We start from the raw sequence: 23,987 nt of genomic DNA, 5'->3' as shown, positions 1-23,987 counted from the left end.
GATCAGTCGGCTTCTTTACTGACTGTAAAGGCACCACGAATATCGCGTAATTTGTAGCCTGTTGCCATATCATCAGGGTAGTATTTATTTAACTTTTTCTGAATCGGCGGCGCTATCTTAGTTCCATGACAGGAGAGGCAGACCTTATCGGTCGGTATCGCTTTCATCATGCGCCATTGATGTCCAATATCTGTTGCCACTTTCTCGCTGAAAGTCAGACTTTGTATGGCTTCTCCGGTTGATAGGCGCGTCTCAAAGTCCTGCATAACGGAGGTTTCCCATTCATCAGCTTCATTGTCTGGGTTACGGACTTTAAGACTAGTTCTACCGATGTCCATACCATATTTTTTGGACATCTCAGCAGCGAGCGTCGGCGCAATCAGGTTGCAGACAGCAACCGCCTCAATCGGTCCACCATCCTGCATAGCCGACATAAGTGATGCTTTGAGGCTACTGCCAAACTCTTTAATGGCTGCCTGAGCCTTTGTTTCAAATTGCTGCTGCTCAGTGGTTTGAGCATGGACTGTAAAAGAAAGCAGTCCTATCAAAATGGATGTAAAAGCCAATGATTTCATTACTGTTCCTCAAGGTGTCAGCAAAGTCACAATACCGAATAGCATAGGCGGCCACGCAAAAACGGGGCTTAGAACAACACGCCACAGAGCTTGTTCAGGTGCGAATCCAACACCATGAATAAATCCAATACCGATCGCTACTAACAGTATCATTAGCAAGCCATGATGAGAAGAACCATCAGCCCTGATTAATCCCAGGGGATAAACCAGAATAATGCCAGAAAGTCCAATGGCAAAGAGCAAGCTTAATAAACGGGTTGCTGGTGCATTAAGCCAGGCGTTAATCATCAAGTTCGTCCATTGACTCTAGTTCCAGCCACATAACATTAATAATACCAAGGGCTACGGCGAGTAAAATTCCCAAAATCCAAGCGAAATACCACATAGAACCACCTAGTAAGTTGAATGTTGATTGTTGCGAATAAAGTCCAGGTCAAGTCGCCGCCACATTTTTCGGTATGTCCAGAAACTGTATAGCAATATAATCGGGACAAATATCATGGCGACCCAGAACATAATACTAAGGGTTAGCTCACTTGATGTGGCATCCCAAAGCGTGAGACTGCTATTGATATCAGTGCTGGAAGGCATGACAAAAGGAAACATTGAAAATCCAGCTGTGAGAATAATTGCAGATAGTGCCATGCTGCTACTGATAAAGGCCAGAGCTGATTTATCTGCACGAGAGCTTATATAGACGCCAACCATTCCCAACAAGGCCAGAACGGGTGCCCACATCGTCCATGGGTGGAGTGAATAATTATTCATCCATGCCCCTGATTGTGTCTGTACCTGCTTCATTTCTGGTGTGAAGCTACTACCAGCGTCAGGCATCAGGGTGATGATATAACCATCAATACCTTTCGCAACCCAGATACCAGCCAGCGCAAACAGCACTAGCAAAACAAGCGCGCTTATCATTGCCATTCGAGTACAACGTGACTTTAATTCCGCGTCAGTACGGGCCTGAAGCCATACGGCACCATGCATGATAACCATTAACAAACTGATAATACCGGCCAATAATGCAAAAGGATTCAATAATTGAAAGAAGTTACCCGTGTAATAGGGCCGCATAAACTCATCAAAATGAAATGGCACTCCCAGTAGTAAATTACCGAACGCTACCCCGAAGATGATAGGTGGCACGACACTGCCAACGAACAATCCCCAGTCCCAACTCCTACGCCAGTGAGGGTTATCAATTTTGCTGCGATAATCGAAGCCGACTGGTCGCAGGAATAAAGCAAACAAGGTCAACATCATAGCCAGGTAAAAGCCTGAAAAAGCCATAGCATAGACCAAAGGCCATGCAGCAAATAAGGCTCCACCAGCAGTGACCAGCCAGACCTGATTTCCCTCCCAGTGTGGCCCTACAGTGTTGAGCATGATGCGTCTTTCTTCGTCGCTCTGACCAACAAACGGTAATAATATGCCAACCCCCATATCAAACCCGTCAGTCAGCACAAAACCTATAAGCAGCACACCCATAAGAAGCCACCAAACTAATTTCAGTGTTTCATAATCCAGCACCATGATCAGGCTCCTTTTGTAGCTGTTTCAAAGTGATATTGCCCTGTATGAAGGCTACTGGGTCCTTGTCTGACAAAGCGAAGCATCAGATAAAACTCAATGATCAATAGCAGGGTGTAAAACACTATCAAGGCAATCAGGCTGCTATAGACATCACTGGCAGCCAGTGTGGAGGTCGATAGATGGGTTGGTAAGATGCCACTGATTGACCATGGCTGACGGCCAAACTCAGCAACAAACCACCCCGTTTCTGCTGCGATCCAGGGTAATGGTAATGCCAGCAAAGCAGCCCAGAGGAGCTTACGGTGTTTGTATTCCTCCCGTTTGGCACAGTAATAAAAGGACAATACAAAAATAATTAGCATGGTGAAGCCGGCCCCCACCATCACACGAAATGCCCAGAACATCGGTGTGACTGCTGGAACACTATCGCGAGCCGCGGCTTTTATCTGTGATTCAGTAGCATCAGTGACTTGTTCTGTGTATTTTTTGAGGAGAAGCCCGTAACCCAGATCGTCTTTGACAGCATCAAAGCGCGCCTTTATTTCTTCAGAGTCTTGACCGTTCCGCAATTTCTGCAATAGTGCGTATGCGTTGATTCCTGAGCGAATACGCGTTTCATTATCATCAATTAATTCCTTTATCCCTGTTACAGGCTCATCCATTGACCGAGTCGCTATCAACCCAAGTGCGTACGGTATTTTCACGGCATACTCTGTCTCCATGGTGTCATCATTAGGCAGGCCAAACAGGGTAAAGGCCGCTGGGGGTTCGGCTGTTTCCCATTCCGCTTCAATAGCGGCAAGTTTTGTTTTCTGAACATCACCGATTTCATAGCCACTTTCGTCACCCAGGACAATCACAGACATAATAGAAGCAAGCCCAAAGCCGGCAGCAATGGCAAAACTTCGTCTTGCGAAACCAACATCACGCTTCTTCAGTAAGTACCAGGCACTGATACTCAGTACGAACATGGCACCGGTAACATAGCCCGCGGCCACGGTGTGGATAAACTTAACCTGGGCAACGGGATTGAAAAATACCTCGGTGAAACTGGTTAATTCCATTCGCATGGTTTGATAATTGAATTCAGCACCAACGGGATTTTGCATCCAGGCATTAGCGACAAGAATCCATAGGGCTGATAGGTTGGATCCCAATGCGACAAGAAAGGTCGTCATCAAGTGTTGTTTTTTACTGAGTCTGTCCCAGCCCAGAAAGAACATACCGACAAAAGTGGACTCGAGCATGAAGGCCATCAATCCCTCAATAGCCAGTGGTGCGCCGAAAATATCACCCACATAATGCGAGTAGTAAGCCCAGTTTGTACCAAACTGAAATTCCATCGTCAGTCCAGTGGTGACACCGAGCGCAAAATTAATCCCGAAAAGCTTGCCCCAGAATTTTGTCATGTCTCGATAGACGGTTTTCCCGGTCATGACATAGACCGACTCCATAATCACCAGGATCCAGGCTAAGCCAAGAGTTAACGGTACAAAAAGAAAGTGATACATCGCGGTAATAGCAAATTGTAGCCGCGACAAGTCGACAAGATGTTCACTAATCAAGGTCTTTCTCCTTGGGAAGAATGATGAAGAAGGCGTTCTGCTGTGGATTGTGTGTTATCAAGATTGGGGGGAGTACTAAAAAAGTGATGCCAGATAATGAACAGGAGAAATAACTTGAGCACCAACACAATCGCGAGCTCAAGGAGGAGTTTTCGATCTGTGAGTAACAACTTGTTTCTCATGTGAGAGCACCGTAAGCAGATTCATTGGAGCATCAGTTTGTACGATTGTCTGTAATTGTTGCCTTGCTGGATCTGACAATACAGCGTGAGTGATTAACGATGCAACAACAATAAGCTCGTCTTAGCTATGTTCTGATCTGGATCAAATTAATCTTCATTTACGGTTACGTGATAAAGTCGGTTGAGGTTAGCCAGTCAGGCTTAATTATTAGCCAACATGACAGACAAATATTGTGTGTTAGGCTTTTATCCTGATAATCTTCGGTGGGGATAATTCAAGTTGATTTCTAAACGATGACAAATATATACGATGCTTCGGCCATTGAGGTACTAACAGGCCTTGAACCGGTCAGAAAAAGACCGGGCATGTACACCGACACAACCCGACCCAATCATCTAGCTCAGGAAGTCATCGATAATAGTGTGGATGAGGCGGTTGCTGGTCACGCTCGGCAGGTACAGGTTACTCTTCACGACGATAACTCTCTTGAGGTGACGGATGATGGTCGTGGCATGCCGGTTGATATCCATCCGGAAGAGGGGGTGCCAGGCGTTGAAGTCATCCTCACGCGCTTGCATGCGGGTGGCAAGTTCTCCAATAAAAACTACCGCTTTTCAGGTGGTCTACACGGTGTCGGCGTGTCAGTCGTTAATGCTTTATCATCTCGTCTGGATGTCAGAATCAGGCGAAATGGGATTGAGTACAGTATGGCGTTTGAGCAGGGTGCACTCAAAGAGCCGCTTACTGAAATAGGCACTGTCGGTAAGCGTAATACGGGTACCACGGTACGTTTCTGGCCCGAAGAATCTTTTTTTGATGCGGCCAAGTTTTTAGTTTCAAAACTCCGCCATGTATTGCGGGCGAAAGCCGTTTTGTGTCCTGGTCTTGTGGTGACTTTTACCGATCTGTCAGGCAAAGAAAAAGTCGAAGATCGTTGGTGTTATGAAGACGGACTGAAATCATACTTATCATCGGCAATGACCGATGAGCCTAGTGTTCCTGCCACTCCTTTTGTGGGAAATATCAGTAATGATGATGAGGAAGCCGACTGGGCTTTGATGTGGCAGTTGGAACCGGGCGAAGTCCTGGCTGAAAGTTACGTCAATTTGATTCCCACCGCGCAGGGAGGAACCCATGTAAACGGTCTGCGTTCCGGTCTATTGGATGCTCTGCGGGAATTCTGTGAGTTTCGTAATTTGTTACCCCGCGGCGTCAAGTTGGCACCTGAAGACGTCTGGGAGCGTTGCTCTTATGTGCTTTCAGTTAAACTGGAAGATCCGCAATTCTCGGGGCAGACCAAGGAACGGTTGTCATCACGCCAATGTGCTGCGTTTGTTTCAGGTGTGGTTAAAGATTCGTTCAGTTTGTGGCTGAACCATCATATTGAAGACGGTGAGAAGATTGCTGATTTGGCTATCAACAACGCTCAGTCCCGTCTGAAACAAGCCAAGAAAGTTGTTCGTAAACGGATTCAATCCGGACCTGCATTGCCTGGTAAATTAGCCGACTGTACATCACAGGACCCGGCCAGAACAGAACTGTTTCTGGTGGAAGGGGATTCCGCTGGCGGTAGTGCTAAACAGGGCCGTAGCCGTGAGTTTCAGGCCATAATGCCGCTGCGAGGCAAGATTCTGAATACTTGGGAAGTAGAGCCGACACAAGTACTGGCCTCTCAGGAAGTACATGATATTGCTGTTGCGATTGGTGTTGATCCGGGATCGGACGATCTCACAGGGCTACGCTATGGCAAAATCTGTATCCTGGCTGATGCCGATTCAGATGGTGCGCACATTGCAACACTGTTGTGTGCCTTGTTTGTCAGGCATTTCAGACCGTTAGTTGAAGCCGGGCATATTTGTGTGGCGATGCCGCCGTTATACCGTGTTGATGTTGGTAAACGGATTTTCTATGCGCTTGATGATGAGGAACGTCTTATCATTTTGGACCGTATCGAAAAAGAGAAGCTCAAAGGTAAGGTAAGTACACAGCGCTTTAAAGGGCTGGGTGAAATGAACCCGATGCAATTGCGTGAGACAACGATGGCGCCTGATACCCGTCGCCTTATCAGACTGACCATCGAAGCTGAAGATGACACGATGATGACCCTGGATAAACTGTTAGCTAAGAAGCGTGCTTCGGATCGTAAATTCTGGCTGGAACAACACGGTGATTTGGCTGATTTGGCCGCCTTGTAAAGAGAAACAGAGACTTAACCATGACTACCCTTGTCGATGATTTAGAACAACTGCCGCTACGCGACTTTACCGAAAAGGCGTATCTGGATTATTCGATGTACGTCATTCTGGATCGTGCTTTACCACATATTGGTGATGGCCTGAAACCCGTACAGCGTCGCATCGTCTATGCGATGTCAGAGCTAGGCTTAAGCGCGCTGTCCAAACATAAAAAATCAGCCCGGACAGTTGGTGACGTGCTGGGTAAATACCATCCGCATGGCGATTCCGCCTGCTACGAAGCCATGGTCTTGATGGCTCAGCCATTCTCCTATCGCTATACATTAATTGATGGGCAAGGTAATTGGGGGTCGATGGACGATCCTAAGTCATTCGCTGCAATGCGTTATACCGAAGCACGACTGGCGCCTTATGCACAGGTGTTGCTCAGCGAACTGGGACAGGGAACCGCTGACTGGGTACCGAATTTCGATGGCACCATGGATGAACCCTCTCTATTACCGGCCCGTTTACCCAATTTATTGCTCAACGGTACGACGGGTATCGCAGTGGGGATGGCAACGGATGTACCTCCCCATAACCTTAAAGAAGTGGTGAATGCCAGCTTGAGGTTACTCAAATCATCACGCACCACCCTTGATGAACTACTGGAAGATATACAGGGTCCGGACTTTCCAACCGGTGCCGAAATTATTTCCAGCCGTGATGAGATTCGTAAGATTTATGAGACCGGACACGGCTCAATAAAACAACGTGCTGTCTACAACAAAGACGAAGGTGAAGTGATTATTGATGCATTGCCGTATCAGGTTTCAGGTGCCAAGGTGCTGGAACAGATTGCAGCGCAGATGAATGCAAAAAAACTGCCTATGGTGGCCGATTTACGCGATGAGTCGGATCATGAACATCCGGTGCGCTTGGTCATTGTGCCGCGCTCGAACCGAGTGGATATCGATAGTCTGATGTCTCATTTGTTTGCGACAACCGATCTAGAACGCAGCCATCGTGTCAATATGAATATGATCGGTATGGATGGACGACCGCAGGTTAAAAACTTGCGTGAAATGTTGGTTGAGTGGCTGGGTTATCGGGTTGAGACGGTTCGCCGCCGCTTACAGTATCGCCTTGATAAAGTATTGGATCGCATGCATGTGCTGGAAGGCCTGCTGATCGCCTATCTTAATCTGGATGAAGTCATCGCGATTATCCGGACTGAAGATGAGCCGAAAACCGTCATGATGGAACGATTTGGCATTAGCGATCGTCAGGCAGAAGCTATTCTTGAATTGCGGTTACGGCATTTAGCCAAACTGGAAGAAATGAAGCTCCGTGGTGAAATGGATGAACTTACCAAAGAACGTAAACAACTGGAATTGTTACTGGGGTCTGAGACAAGGCTGAAAACGTTGATTCGGAAAGAACTGACCGCTGATGCTGAAAAGTTCGGCGATGACAGACGTTCTAAAATTGTGGAAAGGCATGCATCCAAAGCATTGGCTGCGACGGATTTACTGCCGACAGAACCGCTGACCATCGTTATTTCAGAAAGTGGTTGGGTTAAAGCGGCCAAAGGGCATGATGTCGATCCGACTTCATTGAATTTCCGCACCGGGGACCGTTACCTGACCTCTGTCAAAGCCCGTAGTAATCAACAAATCGTATTTCTTGATGAGACGGGACGAAGTTATTCCCTGTCTGCTCATACTCTGCCATCAGCAAGGGGGCAGGGCGAACCGTTAAGTGGACGCCTGCAGTCTGCACCTGAAGTGCGTTTTGTCGCAGTGCTTGCTGTTGAAAATGATAAGTCAATCTTACTGACCAATACCGCGGGCTATGGTTTTGTCACGACGCTGGATAATCTTCTGGCAAAAAATAAAGCGGGTAAAGCGTTATTCAACCTGCCGAAAGGCGCGAAGATTTTACCGCCGATGATGCTTGAGGATCAGGATAACGACCAGATAGCGGTGGCATCGGGCGATGGTCGCTTGCTGGTATTCGCAGCTAACGAAATCCCGTCTCTTAATAAAGGTAAAGGTGTACGTTTGATTAACATTCCACAGGCACGTTTCAGTGCCGGTCAGGAATGGATGCAATCGGTCATTATCGTACCCCAACAACGCAGTTTGACCTTACACGCTGGACGTCGCCACTTAACACTCAAACCAGCCGATCTGGAACATTATGCCGGTGAGCGTGGTAAACGTGGTAACAAGCTGCCACGCGGTTTACAAAAAGTCACAGGAGTAGAAGTCGCTGAGTAAAATCGACTGAAATTTGCTATCATCTTAGTTACTCAGTTGTTATCACTTCACCATGTTGGATACACCCTCAGATCAATTCGCTGTTACCGCAGTCCTGCTGCGCAAGCCTAGTGTTAACCGTTGGCAGAAAAACAGTTGGTTGCTACTGGGGACTTTACCTGGACTGACTGAATCCTCTTTGACAGAAGCGTCTGAGCAGGGTGATTTGGTCTATCTCACCGAGATGCAGCTGAAACTTTACAAGCAGCACTGTGATGCTTATTACGTCAATCTGATGTCAGAGCAACCCAAAGTATATCTGGTGTGCAGCGAAGAATCAGGTGAGCTGGCACCGATGCTGGCAACCGTGGATTTCGATGAGGCGGCTTCGCACATGGAAACCGGTCAAACTGTGCTGGATGCGCCTTTAGCTGATGCTTTATGTGTCTGGCTGGAACATTTTGTCATCTTTCATTACAAACCTACACCACCCAAAAAACGCAAACGGCGTAAATGGCATGATGCTGACAGAGGCGATGCGAAATGAGTCGTGAAACAGACAAAGAGGCAGGTTTTCTCTCCCGCTGGTCACAACGTAAGCGCGGTTCAGATACAATGCCCGAGCCCGATACGTCATCATTTCGAACTGGCACTGATATAGAGTCGCCAGAAACATCAAAAATTAAGGCTGATGCTGATGAAAAAACAGAGCAGCCCTTACCTGTCTGGCAACGTGATGATGTGGATGCCGACACCAAAAAAGCGGCGTTGCGTAAATTATTTCGCAAACCCGAGTTTAACGTGCGTGATGGCTTGAATGAATATGATGATGATTTCACCCAGTTTGCCAGTCTGGGCACGATCGTGACTCATGAAATGAAACGTTTGCTTAAATTGGCCGAAGAGAAAACACGACCAGAAGAGCAGAAGGAGTCTCACTCTTCTACATCGACCGAAGAGACTGGCTCAAAACCAAACAGCAAAGAGGATGACGGAATTGCATAATGCGGTAGTAGAAGCTGGAAATATTGTTTTCGAGCCAACCGAGTTGATCGAGTTCGAATCGGCTGGCCGTTGCTTGGTAATGGGTTCTGCCGCTATTGTAAAAGCAGTGTTGCCTCAACTGGCTTCGTTAGATCTCTTTTGTTTAAGTCTGGATGATGAGATCGAAGCAGATGAGAATGTGACGGTAATCAAACAACCGTTGTCATCCCTAGCTGGCTGGCTGGGTGACTTTAAAGCTGTTTTTTCTGATCATGAGCTTCAGGTCGACTTAGTGTTGGATCTGAGCCCAGAGCCGGTTATCACCACAACGGTTCTACCATTAGGCTACTTTGCTCCCCGCGATGATAAGCAATCCTTGGTTGAAGCTCTTCAACAGTTACCCGATCTGGTGGGTGGTTTTGATAAGCCCAAGTATTTTAACTATAACGCGGATATCTGTGCTCACAGCCGCCGTGGTGTTAAGGGCTGTAGCAACTGTATCAATGCCTGTCCGGCAGGAGCCATAGAAAGCTCAGGTCATGATCTTATTAACGTGAATCCGTCTCTATGTCAGGGCTGTGGCAGTTGTACAGTGGTCTGCCCGTCAGGTGCGATAAGTTACGCCTTACCGACGTTGGATGTCAGTATTAATCGCTTACGAGAGATGCTCAAACGTTACGCCGAAATTTCATCACAGACGCCACAATTGCTGATTCATGATGAAAGTCATGCCCAGACGCTGTTGCACTCTTATGACGGCGCACTGAGTGATAATGTCATACCGTTTTCTATTGAAGAAATCGGTGCTTTGGGTATGCCTTTCTGGCTGACTGCTTTAGCGTTTGGTGTGGGCAGAGTGAGTGTCTGGGATGCGGGCACACATGACGATCATAATTGGCAGGAACTGCAATCAAGTATTGATGAAACCAACGCTATCGTTGCTGCATTAGGACTGGGTGAAGATCGGCTTCAGTTCCTCGCTTTTCGAGAGTTTGAACAGTTACAGAAAGCGCTATCATCGACAGTAACTGACAATTCATTGCCAGCGGCAAAATACGCAGGCGTGGATGATAAACGTCGGATGACGACCATGGCGCTGACACATCTCTATCAGCATGCGCCAAACCAGATCAGTGAGGTGAAACTGAGCAAGGAGGCAGCATTCGGTGAAATTGAAGTCAATAAGCAGACCTGCACCTTGTGTATGTCTTGTGTGTCAGTGTGTCCGGTCGGGGCTGTGGTGGATGGTGTTGATAAACCGCAGCTGAACTTTATTGAAGACCTCTGTGTGCAATGTGGCATGTGTGAGACGGCTTGTCCGGAAGATGCCATCAACCTGAGTCCCCGCTATTTATTTGAGCGTGAGCAAGCAAGACAAAAAAGGCTGCTTAACGAAGAGCCTATATTTCACTGCATCAGTTGTCATAAACCGTTTGCGACGCAAAAAATGATCGATAACATAATAGGTAAACTGGCCGACCACCCTATGTTTCAGGGGGCCGCATTGGAAAGACTAAAAATGTGTGAAGACTGTCGTGTTAAAGCCATGTTCAAAGATTCCTGAAAGGCCTGATATATGAGTGAAGTTCAAGAACAATGGCGGGCACAACATTATGCTCTGTTAGCAACGTTGTTGGCCGCGCCACCGCAACAAGCCTTGCTGGAAAATATAGTGGAAGTTGAGGTGACAGAACCTGAGTCGCCTATGGGAAAAGCTTGGCAAAACTTAAAGCAAGCAGCCGGTAAAGCTGACACCAACAAACTTGATGATGAGTACCACGCCTTATTTGTGGGGCTGACACAAGGTGAAATCATTCCCTATGGTTCGTATTATCAAACCGGATTTTTGAATGAGAAGCCGTTGGCCTTACTGAGAAAAGATTTAGCGCAACTGGGACTGGAGCGACAGGACGAAAAAAAAGAGCCGGAAGATCACATCGCTGCTGAGTTTGATGTGATGAGACTGATTTTATCTGCGCAAGGTACGCCGATTGTTGATGCACCGACATTTTTTAATCGACATATTTCGCCGTGGGCAGAAAAATTTTTTTCAGATTTAGCTAATGCCAGCAGCGCCGATTTCTATCGAAGTGTTGCGGACTTTGCAGCCCAGTTTACAAAAATAGAAACGCAACGGATGAAATAGGCACTTATTTACATAATTTGCGTTCAAACGCTTGATACACCGAGCTAGCTGAGAGATACTTACTGTAAGAATCAAATGTGCAATGATGCATTGCTTGTCGAACAAGTGAGTACCCCACTCTTAACTTTTGCACACTACATTGAATTGGAGAGCGTCATGAGCACCCAATCTTCCCGTTCACGCAGGGATTTTCTTCAAAAAATCACATCGGTTGTCGGTGGTGGTGCAGCTATTGCGGCCACATCCGGCCTGGTTCAGGCATCCCCTATCGAGAAGCCTGTAAAGCGTGAAGAAAAACCCGTATCCAAAGGCTATCAACGCACAGAACATGTTGATACCTATTACCATCTAGCTGATTTTTAGCCCCTGAGTTCGCGCCATGAAATTGACCAAAAGACAATCAGCCTCCACCTCGTCTGCTAATGGACTTAATCGACGTGTTTTTCTGAAAGGTTCTGGTATCGCTGCTGGTGGTGCTGCATTTATGTCGATGCTGCCGCCTGCCATGATGCAAAAAGCTGAAGCATCAGAGAGTCAAATGCACACTTATGACGACGGCGATATCACGAGAAAACGGAGTGTCTGTACACACTGTAGTGTGGGCTGCGGGGTAATTGCAGAAATTCAAAATGGTGTGTGGATTGGGCAAGAGCCAAGTTTTGAGCATCCATTCAATCTAGGGTCGCATTGTGCAAAAGGTGCTTCAGTACGTGAGCATGGCCATGGTGATAAACGTCTCAAATACCCACTGAAAAAGGTCAATGGCAAATGGACCCGTGTTTCCTGGGACCAAGCGATTAATGAGATCGGCGATCAAATGCTCGATATTCGTGAAAAATCGGGCCCCGACTCTGTCTATTGGCTGGGTTCAGCGAAATATTCCAACGAACAGGCTTATCTGTTCCGTAAGTTTGCTGCCTTATGGGGTTCAAACAATGTGGATCATCAGGCACGTATCTGTCACTCAACCACGGTTGCTGGGGTAGCAAATACCTGGGGTTACGGTGCGATGACTAACTCCTACAACGATATTCATAACTCCAAAGCTATTTTCATCATCGGTGCGAATCCTGCTGAGGCACATCCGGTGTCTTTGCAGCATATATTCCGTGGTAAAGAACGCGGTGCACCTCTGATTGTGGTTGATCCTCGATTCACCCGGACTGCAGCCCACGCCGATCAGTTTGTACGCATTCGTCCAGGGACCGATGTCCCCTTCGTCTGGGGTATGCTCTGGCATATCTTTAAAAACGGCTGGGAAGATAAGAAGTTTATCGAACAGCGCGTTTATGGCATGGATGAAATCCGTAAGGAAGTCGCTAAATGGGATCCGGCTGAGGTTGAGCGCGTTTCCGGTGCTAAAGAAGAGGATGTTTACCAGGCTGCAAAAACAATGGCAGAACATCGTCCCGGCACCTTTGTCTGGTGTATGGGCGGCACACAGCACACAATCGGTAACAACAATACTCGTGCTTACTGCATTTTCCAGCTTGCGCTTGGCAATATGGGTGTATCAGGTGGCGGTACCAATATTTTCCGTGGTCATGACAATGTGCAGGGGGCCACGGACCTTGGTGTGCTGTCGCATACATTGCCCGGTTATTATGGCTTGTCCGAAGGCGCATGGAAACACTGGGCCAGAGTATGGGATATCGACTTGGAGTGGTTAAAAAATCGCTTTGATCAAAAATCCTATGAAGTCGGTGAAACAGAGGGTGAAGAGGGAAAAACCGGTGGTTCAGGCGCTACGCCAATGTACACCAATGGTATTCCTGTCTCACGCTGGATAGATGGCGTATTGGAAGACAAAGAAAACATTGCCCAGAAAGAAGCCATCAAGGCGATGGTGTTATGGGGGCATGCGCCGAATAGTCAGACCCGTGGTCCGGAAATGAAAGCGGCTATGGAAAAATTGGATCTGCTGGTCATTGTTGATCCCTATCCGACCGTTTCGGCTGTCATGAACGATCGTACTGATGGTGTTTACTTGTTACCGGCAGCAACACAATTTGAAACCTATGGTTCGGTGACATCATCGAATCGCTCGGTGCAATGGCGACAACAACTTATCAACCCATTATTCGAGTCAGAGCCGGACCACACCATTATCTATAAATTTGCCAAGAAATTTGGCTATGAAAAAGAGCTGTGTAAAAACATCAAGGTAAATGGCGAAGAGCCTCTGGTTGAAGATATTACCCGTGAATTCAATCGTGGGATGTGGACGGTTGGTTATACCGGTCAGACACCGGAGCGCATGAAACTGCAATCGGAAAATCTGCATACTTTTGACAAAACCACGCTTCGAGCACAGGGCGGCCCATGTGATGGTGAATATTATGGTTTGCCGTGGCCTTGCTGGGGTACTGCTGAGATGAAACATCCGGGGAGCCCGATTCTGTATGACACTTCGGTGCCTGTTGCTGAAGGCGGTTTACCTTTCCGTGCCCGTTTCGGTATCGAACACAATGGTGTCAATATTCTTGCTGAAGATTCTTATACAGCAGGCTCAGACATTGAAGATGGTTACCCTGAATTCACTGCCGATATGCTTAAAGAACTCGGCTGGTGGAATGAATTGACAGCGGAAGAACAAAAAGAAGCCGAAGGTAAAAACTGGAAAACAGATCTCTCGGGTGGTATCCAGCGTGTTGTTATCAATCATGGTTGTGCCCCCTATGGAAATGCTAAAGCACGAGCGATTGTCTGGCAGTTCCCGGATCCTGTGCCAATACACCGTGAAGCACTTTATACAAACCGGCGTGATTTGGTTGAGAAATACCCAACCTATGAAGACCGACGCAGTTTTTATCGCTTACCAACCCGCTATGGTTCGATACAGGCAAAAGACTTTACTCAGGACTTTCCGTTATTAATGACCAGTGGTCGTCTGGTGGAATATGAAGGCGGTGGTGATGAAACCCGTTCTAATCCATGGCTGGCTGAATTACAGCAAGATATGTTTATCGAAATCCATCCTGCTGATGCTAACAATGCGGGTGTGAAACACGAAGAGCAAGTATGGGTAGATGGTCCTGAGGGAGGCTCTATTAAAGTAATGGCATTTGTCACTGAACGCGTAGAGCGTGGCGTAGTATTTATGCCTTTCCATTTTGGTGGTCATTATCAGGGCGAGAATCTTCACGACAAATATCCGGAAGGAACAGCACCGCATGTGCTGGGTGAGTCCTGTAATGTCGTGTTTACCTATGGTTACGACTCGGTCACCGCGATGCAAGAGACAAAAGTGTCCTTGTGCCGCGTACGTGCAGCTTAAGTTTTAAGAGGTTTTATCATGGCTCGAATGAAGTTTTTATGTGACGCTGACCGTTGTATTGAGTGCAACGCTTGTGTCACAGCATGTAAAAACGAGCACGAGGTACCCTGGGGCGTGAACCGCCGGCGAGTGGTTACGATAGATGATGGTTTGCCAGGCGAGAAGTCTATCTCTGTTGCCTGTATGCATTGTAGTGATGCTCCCTGTCAGGCCGTTTGCCCGGTGGATTGTTTCTACACCACCGATGATGGTGTGGTATTGCACGATAAGGATATCTGCATCGGTTGTGGTTACTGTTTCTATGCCTGCCCGTTTGGTGCACCACAATATCCTCAGGAAGGGGCTTTTGGAGCCCGAGGCAAGATGGATAAATGTACTTTCTGTGCGGGTGGACCGGAAGAAGATAATTCGCAGGAAGAACTGGACAAGTACGGTCGTAATCGTCTGGCCGAGGGGAAATTGCCGTTATGTGCAGAAATGTGTTCAACCAAAGCCTTACTGGCCGGTGATGGTGACATGGTGGCTGATTTGTTCCGCAGCCGTGTTGTCCGCCGTGGCGGACGCCCTGACAACTGGGGCTGGGATACAGCATATAAAGACTGAGCCATGAAATTAACTTTAATTTTAATTGCCATTATGGGATTGACCGCCTGTTACGAAGACACTGATGTAACGCTACATGAAGCAGGTGAATACAAAGGTAGTCCGGATCGTCATGCTAAAACCCCTGAACAACGGGCTGAGATCCTGAAATTGCGTTTCAATCAGGTTCAGACCGACCGCTAGCGGAGGAATTATGTCGGCCACTACTGCCCTCAACAGACGTAAGAAAATGATGACCTGGACAGGCGTCATTATGCTGCTGACCATTCTGGTATTACCGTTGTCTGGTTATGTTGTTAACGGCTTCGTTCAGGCAGAGCAAGAGGTTCAGAAAACGAACCCTCGCTCCGATACCTGGCGTCAGGTCAGGCAAGGGAATGAAGGCTATACTGCCGTTAAAGGCCGTGAAACCGATGAGTTAATTCAAAGTTCAGGCCAGAACTGGCGTCAGGTACGTAATGGTCCGATGGCCACCTATGGAAGTTGGTTACTGGGATTTGTTTTGGTCGCTATACTAGGCTTTTATATCGCCAGAGGTCGGGTTGAGTTAACTCATCCACGTTCAGGTAAAACCATTCAGCGCTGGACTTTGAACGAGAGACGTTTGCATTGGACTACGGCGAGTTTATTCATCATTTTAGGGGTTACCGGGCTGAGCTTGCTCTACGGTCGGCACGTGTTGATTCCATTAATGGGATACCCCGGCTTCTCTGCTTATGCATCTATTGCGAAGTGGTTTCACAACATTCTCGGACCTGTGTTCATGATCGCGTTATTTACCATTTTGATTACGTGGTTTAAACACAATTTCTTTACCAAAACCGATCTTGAGTGGTTCAAGGCCTTTGGTGGAATGGTAGGGGACAAGCATCCGTCAGCGGGCAGAATGAATGGGGGTGAAAAAGTCTGGTATTGGACTTTAGCTACAGCGGGTGTCGCGCTGTGTTTTTCAGGTTTAGTGTTAGATTTCCCTAATTTTAATCAAGAACGTGAAGTTATTCAGCTAGCGCATATTATTCACCTGCTGACAGGGCTGGTGCTGATTGCATTCTCATTCGGTCATATATACATTGGCACCATCGGCACAGAAGGTGCGCTTGAAGGTATGACTACAGGTCAGGTGGATGTGGCCTGGGCAGAGCAACATCACGATTTATGGCTGAAAGAAAAGCAACAAGCTGACAATTCGAATCACAAAAAATAAACGTAAAGAGTTGCGCAGATTTATATAATTTGTGATTTATAACGACTAATTAGTCCGCCTGAGGCAATTAATTTTTCTGCATAATCTCAGTCCCTTGTGGTTTCTTCTATCCAACTACTACTTTGTAGTGATATCAAAGGTTTAGCGATATGCTTATTTTGATAATGAGATATATAATCTTGCTTTACTAGCTTAGTTGCATAGATTTAGTGCGAATAGACATGAAATTCATTGAGTAACTGCACCAAAAAAAAGCAAACACTTGTTTTGACTCTCTTTATTTCTTTATTTCAGCTTCACAAGAAAACTAAGCCGTGCTAATTTTTGTCTGTTAGTACTAATAGAAATGCCAATGCAGGCATAATTTAAGAGAGAGAATTTCATGAGTGGGCAGCAAATCAGCGCTCAAAAGCCGGGCAAAGAACTCAAATTACCTCGCGCAGTAGGTAAGGGCAGGCAGGTTGATCCTAAAGCTTTGTCAGACGTACAGACTTTACTGGCTGATGAATCCAGGCAAAAAGATATGCTCATTGAGCATCTGCATAAAATCCAGGATGGTTATAAATACATTTCTGCTGCTCACCTAGTGGCACTAGCCCATGAAATGAAGCTTTCCAGAGCGGAGGTATATGAAGTTGCCACCTTCTACCATCACTTTGATGTCATCAAAGAAGATCAGACACCGCCACCACAACTAACTGTTCGTGTATGCGATTCCATGACGTGCGAAATGTTGGGCGCAGAAGACCTTATTAGCTCCCTGGAGCAGGGACTGGGGCAAGATGTTCGTGTGCAACGGGTACCCTGTATTGGTCGCTGTGATAAAGCACCTGTTGCTGTAGTGGGCATGAACCCGGTAGAGCATGCCAGCTCAGCTCAAGTCATCGAGTTTGTTGATAAAAAACAAACACAACCGGAAAAAATTGAACCGATTTTGTTTGAGAACTATGTCGAACAAGGCGGTTACAACACATACCGTCTGTGCATGGAAGGCGAGTACGACGTCGAAAAAGTACTGGATGTGATGGATGATTCCGGACTACGTGGTCTGGGCGGCGCGGGTTTTCCGGTTGGCCGTAAATGGCGCATTGTGCGGGATCAGCCCGCACCGAAACTGATGGCCGTCAATATTGATGAAGGTGAGCCGGGAACATTTAAAGATAAATATTATCTGGACCGCGACCCGCACTGCTTCCTGGAAGGTACTTTGATTGCAGCATGGGCAGTCGGTATTGAGGAAGTGTATATCTATTTGCGGGATGAGTACGCCGCCATCCGTGAAATGCTCGAAATAGAAATGGCAAAACTTGAGGCGCACCCGCCTGTTGCGAATATGCCCAAGTTGCACTTACGCCGCGGTGCCGGCGCCTACATTTGTGGTGAAGAATCAGCCATGATCGAATCCATTGAGGGTAAGCGTGGCATGCCGCGTTTACGTCCACCCTATGTGGCCCAGGTTGGTTTGTTCGGTAGACCTACGCTTGAACATAATATGGAGTCATTGTACTGGGTACGTGACATCCTGGAAAAAGGTGCCAACTGCATGACTGACCACGGTCGCAATGGTCGCACTGGTCTGCGTTCATTTTCTGTCAGCGGGCGAGTGAACAAGCCGGGTGTTCATCTGGCACCGGCCGGTATTACTATGCGTGAGCTGATTGATGAATATTGTGATGGTATGAACGAAGGTCATGAATTCTATGGTTACTTCCCGGGTGGTGCTTCAGGCGGTATTCTTCCTGCCTCGATGGGTGATATTCCGCTTGACTTTGACACCCTGAATAAGTACGACTGCTTTATCGGCTCAGCCGCTATTGTGGTGTTTTCCGATCAAGATAAAGCCCGTGAACTCGCCGTTAACGCAATGAAATTCTTTGAAGATGAATCCTGCGGTCAATGCACCCCTTGCCGTGTCGGCACATCCAAGGCCGTTAATTTAATGCAGGAAAAACAGTGGAACCAGGAACTGCTGGAGGAGCTGTCACAAGTGATGGTTGATGCGTCTATTTGTGGCCTCGGACAGGCAGCACCCAATCCGTTGCGCTGTGTGATTAAGTATTTCCCCGAGGAGTTGAAATAATGGCGATCAACCCCGAAATTGAAAATGAACTGATTTCGTTCAAGCTAAATGGTGAAGCGGTTTTTGCTGAATCAGGAGAAACCATTCTGCAGGCGGCTGAGCGTCAAGGTGTTGAAATCCCACACCTGTGTTATTCAGAACGACAAGGTCAGGACGGTAACTGCCGCGCCTGTATGGTTGAAATTGATGGTGAACGAGTTCTGGCACCCTCATGTTGCCGTTACCCTTCTGAAGGAATGAAAGTAGACTCAAATAGTCAACGTGCATTGCATTCTCAGAAAATGGTCTTGGAAATGCTCAAATCGGATGTGTCGGAGCAACCACATACGTTGAACTCTGAACTGGATTATTGGGCTGGTAAACTCGAAATCAGTACGCCGCGGTTTAAACCGCGTGAACAAGCCGAAGCCGATCTATCGCATCCGGGCATCGCCGTGAACATGGATGCCTGCATTCAGTGCACCCGTTGTGTTCGTGCCTGTCGTGATGAGCAAAACAATGATGTTATTGGTCTGGCGATGCGCGGGCACCACACTGAGATTGTCTTTGATTTAGATGATCCTATGGGTGAGAGTAGCTGCGTTGCCTGTGGCGAGTGCGTAGAAGCCTGCCCGACAGGTGCTTTAATGCCGGCTAATGATGTCGCGATGGTTGAACCCGATAAGAAAGTGGATTCTGTCTGCCCATACTGCGGTGTAGGGTGTCAGCTGACTTACAACATCAAAGACAATAAAATCCTTCATGTTGAAGGCCGTGACGGACCTGCTAACCATGGACGTTTGTGCGTAAAAGGCCGATATGGCTTTGACTACGTCCATCATCCACATCGCCTGACTAAACCTTTAATCCGTCGTGACGATGCACCGAAAACGCCTGACTTTTCGATGGATCCGAACGACATTGACAAAGTTTTCCGTGAAGCGAGTTGGGAAGAAGCGTTGGAAAGAGCAGCTAAAGGCTTTGTTGATATTCGGGATAATGACGGCCCGAATGCTCTGGCAGGCTTTGGCAGTGCTAAAGGCAGCAACGAAGAAGCGTATCTGTTTCAGAAACTGATTCGGATAGGGTTTAAAACCAATAATGTCGATCACTGTACACGTCTGTGTCATGCGTCATCGGTTGTGGCTTTGCTTGAGTGTCTCGGCTCTGGTGCGGTGTCCAATCCCGTAGCGGATGTTGAAAAGGCTGAGGTTATTGTTCTGATCGGTGCCAACCCGACAGTGAACCACCCGGTTGGTGCAACATGGATGAAAAACGCCATACGTAATGGCACAAAACTGATCTTGATGGATCCTCGTGGTACCGAACTATCCCGCGAAGCAACGCATCATCTGCAGTTTAAGATGGGCTCAGATGTACCCATGCTGAATGCTCTCATGCATGTCATTGTTGAAGAAAACCTGGTGGATGAGTCATTCATTGCTGATCGTACGGTGGGTTTTGAGGCAATGAAAAAGCACCTTGAAAAATACACACCGGAATTGATGGAGCCAGTTTGTGGCATTCCTGCTGACACATTGCGTGAGGTTGCACGTCTGTTTGCTAACTCGAAAGCGTCAATGATTCTATGGGGCATGGGAGTATCACAACATGTGCATGGTACAGACAATGCGCGCTGTTTGATTTCATTGGCATTAATGACCGGTCAGATTGGGCGTCCGGGTACAGGCCTTCATCCACTACGTGGTCAGAATAACGTTCAGGGTGCTTCTGATATGGGGCTTATCCCGATGCGACTACCGGATTATTACAAGGTTGAAGATAACAGCGCACGCACAAATCTGGAAGAACTGTGGGGCGGTAAAATTGATCCAAAATCTGGGCTCACAGTGGTTGAGATTATGGATGCTATCCATGCCGGAAATCTCCATGGTCTCTATATCATGGGTGAAAACCCAGCGATGTCCGATCCCGATGCGAATCATGCGCGTCAGGCTATGTCTGAGTTGAAACATATGGTTGTTCAGGACATCTTTTTGACAGAGACAGCCTATCTGGCTGATGTGGTGTTACCTGCTTCTGGTTTCCCGGAAAAAACAGGTACCTTTACCAACACAGACCGTCAGGTTCAGTTGGGACGTCAGGCGATTGACCCACCGGGTGATGCAAGACAAGATTTGTGGATCATTCAGGAACTGGCAAAACGACTCGGTTTAAACTGGGATTATCAGGGACCGGCCGATGTGTTTAGTGAGATTCGTCAGGCTGTCCCATCAATGGCTGGTATGACGTGGGATCGGTTAGAACGTGAACATAGCGTGGTTTACCCTTGTGAAAACGAGGGCGATCCGGGTGAGGAAGTTATTTTCACCGATCGCTTCCCGACGACTGATGGTCGTGGTCTGTTTGTTCCTGCTGATATTGTTCCGCCTGATGAGCGCCCGGATGATGATTATCCGTTTGTATTGATTACAGGGCGTATGTTGGAGCATTGGCATACCGGGTCAATGACGCGTCGTTCTAACGTGCTTGATGCCTTAGAACCGGAAGCCGTGGCCACTATTAATCCGATCACACTGGATGAAATGGGTGTTAAACCGGGTGAGCTGATTACCTTGTCAACACGCCGTGGCAGTGTTTCTGTGTTGGCTCGTGCTGATATTGGTGTGCCCACAGGCGCCGTATTCATGGCATTTTGCTACTATGAGGCTGCGGTCAATAAACTGTCCAATCCAGCTCTGGATCCTGCAGCGAAAATCCCTGAGTTCAAATATTGTGCAGTTCAAGTCACCCCGGGTGGTGAACCGATGCAGTTCTACAGCTACGGTGGTGGACAGTCGAAAAACAAGCTTTTGTAACAGTCCGAACAAAAAAGGCATCCCCGGATGCCTTTTTTTATGACTGTTTTCACACATTCTTGCTAAGATATGGACGCATATTTAAAAGCAAAAATACAGGCCAGTTAACGTAATGAAAATCCTGATCAGTAATGACGACGGTTACATGGCAGAGGGGATCCGAACCCTTGCCGATGCTCTAAAAACGCTAGGCGACATCACAGTAGTCGCTCCCGACAGAAACCGTAGTGGTGCCAGTAACTCCCTGACTCTGGAAAATCCACTGCGACTGGATAAACAGGAAGATGGTGTCTATCGGGTAGAAGGTACCCCTACAGATTGCGTTCATCTGGCTATTACCGGTTTATTGGAGGATGAGCCCGATATGGTCGTTTCCGGTATTAATGCAGGTGCCAATCTGGGGGATGATGTGCTGTACTCAGGTACTGTTGCAGCCGCAATGGAAGGTCGCTTCCTAGGCTTACCTGCCATTGCCATTTCATTAACATCGCATACAGGCACGCATTATGCGACGGCGGCATGGGTGGCACAAAAACTGGTCACGCGGCTCAAGGATTCAGCCTTACCCGCCGATACTATTCTCAACGTGAATGTTCCGGATTTGCCTATTGATCAGATCGCTGGCATCGAAAGCACACGTCTTGGACATCGACATAAAGCGGAACCCGTGATTAAAGAATTTGATCCTCGAGGGCGTCCGATGTACTGGATTGGTCCTGCAGGTAGCGAGGAAGATGCTGGCCCGGGTACCGACTTCGATGCCATTCGCCGTGGCGCGGTGTCTGTCACACCATTACAAATCGACTTGACCCGTTATGATGCGATTGAAGGTGTGGCTGATTGGTTGAAAGACTATTGATATGAACACGGATCTTCGTGGCATAGGCATGACATCTCAGCGAACCCGTGATCGTTTAGTCGCGCGATTGCAGGAGCGTGGTATAGAAAATCCACATGTTTTGTCTGTGATACGTGAAATGCCCCGACATTTGTTTGTTGATGAAGCGCTGGCAAGTCGCGCTTATGAGGATACGGCGTTACCTATTGGCCATGGTCAGACGATTTCTCAACCTTATATTGTCGCTAAAATGACGGAAATCCTGTTGCAGGGCGGACCACGTGAAAAAGTGATGGAAGTGGGAACTGGTTCTGGTTACCAAACAGCCGTTTTAGCAAAGCTGGTCGACCGTGTATTCAGCCTGGAACGTATTTCGCCTTTGCAAAATCAGGCCCGTGAGCGTTTTTATCAGCTCAAATTAAATAATATCCGACTTAAGCATAGTGATGGTAACTGGGGCTGGGAATGGTATGCACCTTACGATGGAATTGTTGTAACTTGTGCTCCTGAGCAGGTGCCTCAGGACTTGTTACGACAATTGGCACCGGGCGGCAGATTGGTTATTCCGGTAGGCGGAAGCGCAGGTCAATCTCTTCGCGTTATTGATCGAGTTGGAGACACATTTGAAGAAACAGAGCTCGATCCTGTTAGCTTTGTACCTTTGTTAAGCGGCCATATTTGATGGGGTTATTCGGTCGTCTCTATGCCCGCACTATGCAGTGGGCGAGACACAAACATGCCAGTTACTGGCTGGCTCTGGTGAGTTTCACGGAGTCCTCATGCTTCCTGATACCGCCCGATGTTATGCTGGCACCCATGACGCTGGCCAGACCGGAACGTGCCTGGTTCTATGCGAGCATTACGACTATAGCATCCGTTTTAGGTGGTTTATTAGGTTATGCCATCGGCCTGTTAGCTTTTCAGATGGTTGAGCCCTGGCTTATTTCCTTAGGGTATATGCCAGCTTATCAGCAAGCCGCAAACTGGTTTGATGAATGGGGTTTCTGGGCTATTTTTATTGCGGGGTTTACGCCCATTCCCTATAAGGTTTTTACTATCGCTGCAGGGGCTGCCAATATGCTGTTATTGCCCTTTATTATTGGCTCGCTGATCGGGCGCGGTATGCGGTTCTTTCTTGTTGCTGCTCTTATACGCTGGGGCGGCCCTGAACTGGAAGCACGACTGCATCAATGGATTGATTATATTGGTTGGTTTACGGTATTGATTTTGGTGATGGGCTATTTGATATTTAAATAACATATGAAATGGATTCTCCTGCTAATGCTGATTTTAACCCTGACTGCTTGTGGTGGTGGCGGGAGAGCTGTAGCACCGGTCGGTTCGTATGATGACAGACGTCAAGTATCGACGGCTCCTGCAATCTACAAAGTGCAACGCGGTGATACCCTGTATTCCATTAGCTGGCGTTATGGTATGGACTATAAAGAAGTAGCCCGAATCAATGGTATCCGTTCGCCTTATACGATCTATGTCGGTCAGAAATTAAAATTCCGAGGTCGTCCAAAAACATCAACGCGAACGGCAGCAACAAAACCTGTAACACCGGCGCCGAGTCCTCAGCCTGCAACGAAACCATCTACCTCAACAGTAAAAAAAGCACCTGCGCCAGCACCTTCAAAAAACACACAGGCGTTTAGCGGTAGTCAGAACCTGCAGTGGCGTTGGCCTACTGACGGAAAAATCTTATCAACTTATTCCAATAGTAGCCCGGGCCGGAAAGGTATTGATATTTCAGGCCGCCC

At 47.6% G+C, this 23,987-nt stretch carries 23 protein-coding genes; 17 read left to right on the top strand and 6 right to left on the bottom strand.

The features are described 5' to 3' along the window. Nucleotides 1-2 precede the first annotated feature (2 nt). Genes ACTF5U_RS07175 through cydP form a run of 6 tightly spaced genes read right to left on the bottom strand, consistent with a single transcriptional unit; the run spans nucleotide 3 to nucleotide 3,858 of the window. Nucleotides 3-575: a Tll0287-like domain-containing protein gene (locus tag ACTF5U_RS07175; protein WP_438970957.1), complete on the bottom strand. Its 573-nt coding sequence runs from the start codon at nucleotides 573-575 to the stop codon at nucleotides 3-5. Between the two features lie 9 nt (nucleotides 576-584). Beyond that, nucleotides 585-863, bottom strand: coding sequence for a cyd operon YbgE family protein (locus tag ACTF5U_RS07170; protein ID WP_438970956.1), 279 nt, complete (start codon nucleotides 861-863; stop codon nucleotides 585-587). Then, nucleotides 856-960, bottom strand: a complete 105-nt coding sequence (gene cydX / locus ACTF5U_RS07165; protein WP_438970955.1) for a cytochrome bd-I oxidase subunit CydX — start codon at nucleotides 958-960, stop codon at nucleotides 856-858. Before cydX ends, ACTF5U_RS07170 begins: the two co-directional genes overlap by 8 nt. 8 nt (nucleotides 961-968) lie before the next feature. Beyond that, entirely contained in the window at nucleotides 969-2,111 is a 1,143-nt protein-coding gene (gene cydB / locus ACTF5U_RS07160) for a cytochrome d ubiquinol oxidase subunit II (protein ID WP_438970954.1), read from the bottom strand. A 2-nt stretch (nucleotides 2,112-2,113) separates the two neighbouring features. After that, entirely contained in the window at nucleotides 2,114-3,676 is a 1,563-nt protein-coding gene (locus ACTF5U_RS07155) for a cytochrome ubiquinol oxidase subunit I (protein ID WP_438970953.1), read from the bottom strand. Next, the gene (cydP, locus tag ACTF5U_RS07150) at nucleotides 3,673-3,858 is read right to left on the bottom strand and encodes a cytochrome oxidase putative small subunit CydP (protein ID WP_438970952.1); all 186 of its coding nucleotides are present in this window, start codon (nucleotides 3,856-3,858) and stop codon (nucleotides 3,673-3,675) included. The genes ACTF5U_RS07155 and cydP overlap by 4 nt, the downstream gene beginning before the upstream one ends. A gap of 294 nt (nucleotides 3,859-4,152) precedes the next feature. On the opposite strand from cydP, the gene parE reads away from it, so the two are divergent. From parE to ACTF5U_RS07065, 17 genes are all read left to right on the top strand, one after another. Then, the gene (gene parE / locus ACTF5U_RS07145; protein WP_438970951.1) at nucleotides 4,153-6,054 is read left to right on the top strand and encodes a DNA topoisomerase IV subunit B; all 1,902 of its coding nucleotides are present in this window, start codon (nucleotides 4,153-4,155) and stop codon (nucleotides 6,052-6,054) included. A gap of 20 nt (nucleotides 6,055-6,074) precedes the next feature. Next, nucleotides 6,075-8,315, top strand: a complete 2,241-nt coding sequence (parC, locus tag ACTF5U_RS07140; RefSeq protein ID WP_438970950.1) for a DNA topoisomerase IV subunit A — start codon at nucleotides 6,075-6,077, stop codon at nucleotides 8,313-8,315. Between the two features lie 52 nt (nucleotides 8,316-8,367). Further along, nucleotides 8,368-8,841, top strand: coding sequence for a DUF3305 domain-containing protein (locus ACTF5U_RS07135; protein ID WP_438970949.1), 474 nt, complete (start codon nucleotides 8,368-8,370; stop codon nucleotides 8,839-8,841). Beyond that, the gene (locus tag ACTF5U_RS07130) at nucleotides 8,838-9,299 is read left to right on the top strand and encodes a DUF3306 domain-containing protein (RefSeq protein WP_438970948.1); all 462 of its coding nucleotides are present in this window, start codon (nucleotides 8,838-8,840) and stop codon (nucleotides 9,297-9,299) included. The genes ACTF5U_RS07135 and ACTF5U_RS07130 overlap by 4 nt, the downstream gene beginning before the upstream one ends. After that, on the top strand, nucleotides 9,283-10,842 hold the full coding sequence (locus ACTF5U_RS07125) for a 4Fe-4S binding protein (protein ID WP_438970947.1): 1,560 nt from the start codon (nucleotides 9,283-9,285) through the stop codon (nucleotides 10,840-10,842). The genes ACTF5U_RS07130 and ACTF5U_RS07125 overlap by 17 nt, the downstream gene beginning before the upstream one ends. A 12-nt stretch (nucleotides 10,843-10,854) precedes the next feature. Continuing rightward, nucleotides 10,855-11,424 (top strand): TorD/DmsD family molecular chaperone, encoded by a 570-nt coding sequence (locus tag ACTF5U_RS07120; RefSeq protein WP_438970946.1) that lies wholly within the window; start codon nucleotides 10,855-10,857, stop codon nucleotides 11,422-11,424. A 156-nt stretch (nucleotides 11,425-11,580) separates the two neighbouring features. Next, nucleotides 11,581-11,787, top strand: a complete 207-nt coding sequence (locus tag ACTF5U_RS07115; protein WP_438970945.1) for a twin-arginine translocation signal domain-containing protein — start codon at nucleotides 11,581-11,583, stop codon at nucleotides 11,785-11,787. Nucleotides 11,788-11,803: 16 nt separating this feature from the next. Continuing rightward, nucleotides 11,804-14,701: a molybdopterin-dependent oxidoreductase gene (locus tag ACTF5U_RS07110; protein ID WP_438970944.1), complete on the top strand. Its 2,898-nt coding sequence runs from the start codon at nucleotides 11,804-11,806 to the stop codon at nucleotides 14,699-14,701. Nucleotides 14,702-14,719: 18 nt separating this feature from the next. Further along, on the top strand, nucleotides 14,720-15,304 hold the full coding sequence (gene fdh3B / locus ACTF5U_RS07105) for a formate dehydrogenase FDH3 subunit beta (protein ID WP_438970943.1): 585 nt from the start codon (nucleotides 14,720-14,722) through the stop codon (nucleotides 15,302-15,304). Nucleotides 15,305-15,307: 3 nt separating this feature from the next. After that, nucleotides 15,308-15,487, top strand: coding sequence for a hypothetical protein (locus ACTF5U_RS07100; protein WP_438970942.1), 180 nt, complete (start codon nucleotides 15,308-15,310; stop codon nucleotides 15,485-15,487). A gap of 10 nt (nucleotides 15,488-15,497) precedes the next feature. Beyond that, entirely contained in the window at nucleotides 15,498-16,508 is a 1,011-nt protein-coding gene (locus tag ACTF5U_RS07095; RefSeq protein ID WP_438970941.1) for a formate dehydrogenase subunit gamma, read from the top strand. A 382-nt stretch (nucleotides 16,509-16,890) separates the two neighbouring features. Then, a complete protein-coding gene (locus tag ACTF5U_RS07090) occupies nucleotides 16,891-18,588 on the top strand; it encodes an NAD(P)H-dependent oxidoreductase subunit E (RefSeq protein WP_438970940.1) in 1,698 nt (565 codons plus the stop codon). Beyond that, nucleotides 18,588-21,386 carry a formate dehydrogenase subunit alpha gene (gene fdhF / locus ACTF5U_RS07085; protein ID WP_438970939.1) on the top strand — a complete coding sequence of 933 codons (2,799 nt, stop codon included), beginning with the start codon at nucleotides 18,588-18,590 and terminating at the stop codon, nucleotides 21,384-21,386. The genes ACTF5U_RS07090 and fdhF overlap by 1 nt, the downstream gene beginning before the upstream one ends. A gap of 112 nt (nucleotides 21,387-21,498) precedes the next feature. After that, complete coding sequence (surE, locus tag ACTF5U_RS07080; protein WP_438970938.1) at nucleotides 21,499-22,245, top strand: 5'/3'-nucleotidase SurE; 747 nt, start codon at nucleotides 21,499-21,501, stop codon at nucleotides 22,243-22,245. A gap of 1 nt (nucleotide 22,246) precedes the next feature. Further along, entirely contained in the window at nucleotides 22,247-22,906 is a 660-nt protein-coding gene (locus ACTF5U_RS07075; protein ID WP_438970937.1) for a protein-L-isoaspartate(D-aspartate) O-methyltransferase, read from the top strand. Further along, a complete protein-coding gene (locus ACTF5U_RS07070) occupies nucleotides 22,906-23,481 on the top strand; it encodes a YqaA family protein (RefSeq protein ID WP_438970936.1) in 576 nt (191 codons plus the stop codon). Before ACTF5U_RS07075 ends, ACTF5U_RS07070 begins: the two co-directional genes overlap by 1 nt. A 24-nt stretch (nucleotides 23,482-23,505) precedes the next feature. After that, nucleotides 23,506-23,987, top strand: a 482-nt coding sequence (locus ACTF5U_RS07065; RefSeq protein WP_438970935.1) for a LysM peptidoglycan-binding domain-containing protein, incomplete at its 3' end; no start/stop codon positions are given.

Origin of the sequence: Methylophaga sp., assembly GCF_965655755.1 — a bacterium.
In the GTDB taxonomy this organism is placed as follows: Bacteria; Pseudomonadota; Gammaproteobacteria; order Nitrosococcales; family Methylophagaceae; genus Methylophaga.
The sequence above is the reverse complement of the archived record's forward strand: the minus strand, read 5'-3'. Positions and strand labels throughout refer to the sequence as shown.

Coding starts and splice junctions, on each gene's coding strand:
- ACTF5U_RS07175 (WP_438970957.1), bottom strand. CDS start 575: ATGAAATCATTGGCTTTTACATCCATTTTGATAGGACTGCTTTCTTTT.
- ACTF5U_RS07075 (WP_438970937.1), top strand. CDS start 22,247: ATGAACACGGATCTTCGTGGCATAGGCATGACATCTCAGCGAACCCGT.
- ACTF5U_RS07090 (WP_438970940.1), top strand. CDS start 16,891: ATGAGTGGGCAGCAAATCAGCGCTCAAAAGCCGGGCAAAGAACTCAAA.
- ACTF5U_RS07125 (WP_438970947.1), top strand. CDS start 9,283: ATGACGGAATTGCATAATGCGGTAGTAGAAGCTGGAAATATTGTTTTC.
- fdhF (WP_438970939.1), top strand. CDS start 18,588: ATGGCGATCAACCCCGAAATTGAAAATGAACTGATTTCGTTCAAGCTA.
- ACTF5U_RS07120 (WP_438970946.1), top strand. CDS start 10,855: ATGAGTGAAGTTCAAGAACAATGGCGGGCACAACATTATGCTCTGTTA.
- surE (WP_438970938.1), top strand. CDS start 21,499: ATGAAAATCCTGATCAGTAATGACGACGGTTACATGGCAGAGGGGATC.
- cydB (WP_438970954.1), bottom strand. CDS start 2,111: ATGGTGCTGGATTATGAAACACTGAAATTAGTTTGGTGGCTTCTTATG.
- ACTF5U_RS07115 (WP_438970945.1), top strand. CDS start 11,581: ATGAGCACCCAATCTTCCCGTTCACGCAGGGATTTTCTTCAAAAAATC.
- ACTF5U_RS07070 (WP_438970936.1), top strand. CDS start 22,906: ATGGGGTTATTCGGTCGTCTCTATGCCCGCACTATGCAGTGGGCGAGA.
- parC (WP_438970950.1), top strand. CDS start 6,075: ATGACTACCCTTGTCGATGATTTAGAACAACTGCCGCTACGCGACTTT.
- cydX (WP_438970955.1), bottom strand. CDS start 960: ATGTGGTATTTCGCTTGGATTTTGGGAATTTTACTCGCCGTAGCCCTT.
- ACTF5U_RS07130 (WP_438970948.1), top strand. CDS start 8,838: ATGAGTCGTGAAACAGACAAAGAGGCAGGTTTTCTCTCCCGCTGGTCA.
- ACTF5U_RS07095 (WP_438970941.1), top strand. CDS start 15,498: ATGTCGGCCACTACTGCCCTCAACAGACGTAAGAAAATGATGACCTGG.
- ACTF5U_RS07100 (WP_438970942.1), top strand. CDS start 15,308: ATGAAATTAACTTTAATTTTAATTGCCATTATGGGATTGACCGCCTGT.
- ACTF5U_RS07170 (WP_438970956.1), bottom strand. CDS start 863: ATGATTAACGCCTGGCTTAATGCACCAGCAACCCGTTTATTAAGCTTG.
- cydP (WP_438970952.1), bottom strand. CDS start 3,858: ATGAGAAACAAGTTGTTACTCACAGATCGAAAACTCCTCCTTGAGCTC.
- ACTF5U_RS07110 (WP_438970944.1), top strand. CDS start 11,804: ATGAAATTGACCAAAAGACAATCAGCCTCCACCTCGTCTGCTAATGGA.
- fdh3B (WP_438970943.1), top strand. CDS start 14,720: ATGGCTCGAATGAAGTTTTTATGTGACGCTGACCGTTGTATTGAGTGC.
- ACTF5U_RS07135 (WP_438970949.1), top strand. CDS start 8,368: ATGTTGGATACACCCTCAGATCAATTCGCTGTTACCGCAGTCCTGCTG.
- parE (WP_438970951.1), top strand. CDS start 4,153: ATGACAAATATATACGATGCTTCGGCCATTGAGGTACTAACAGGCCTT.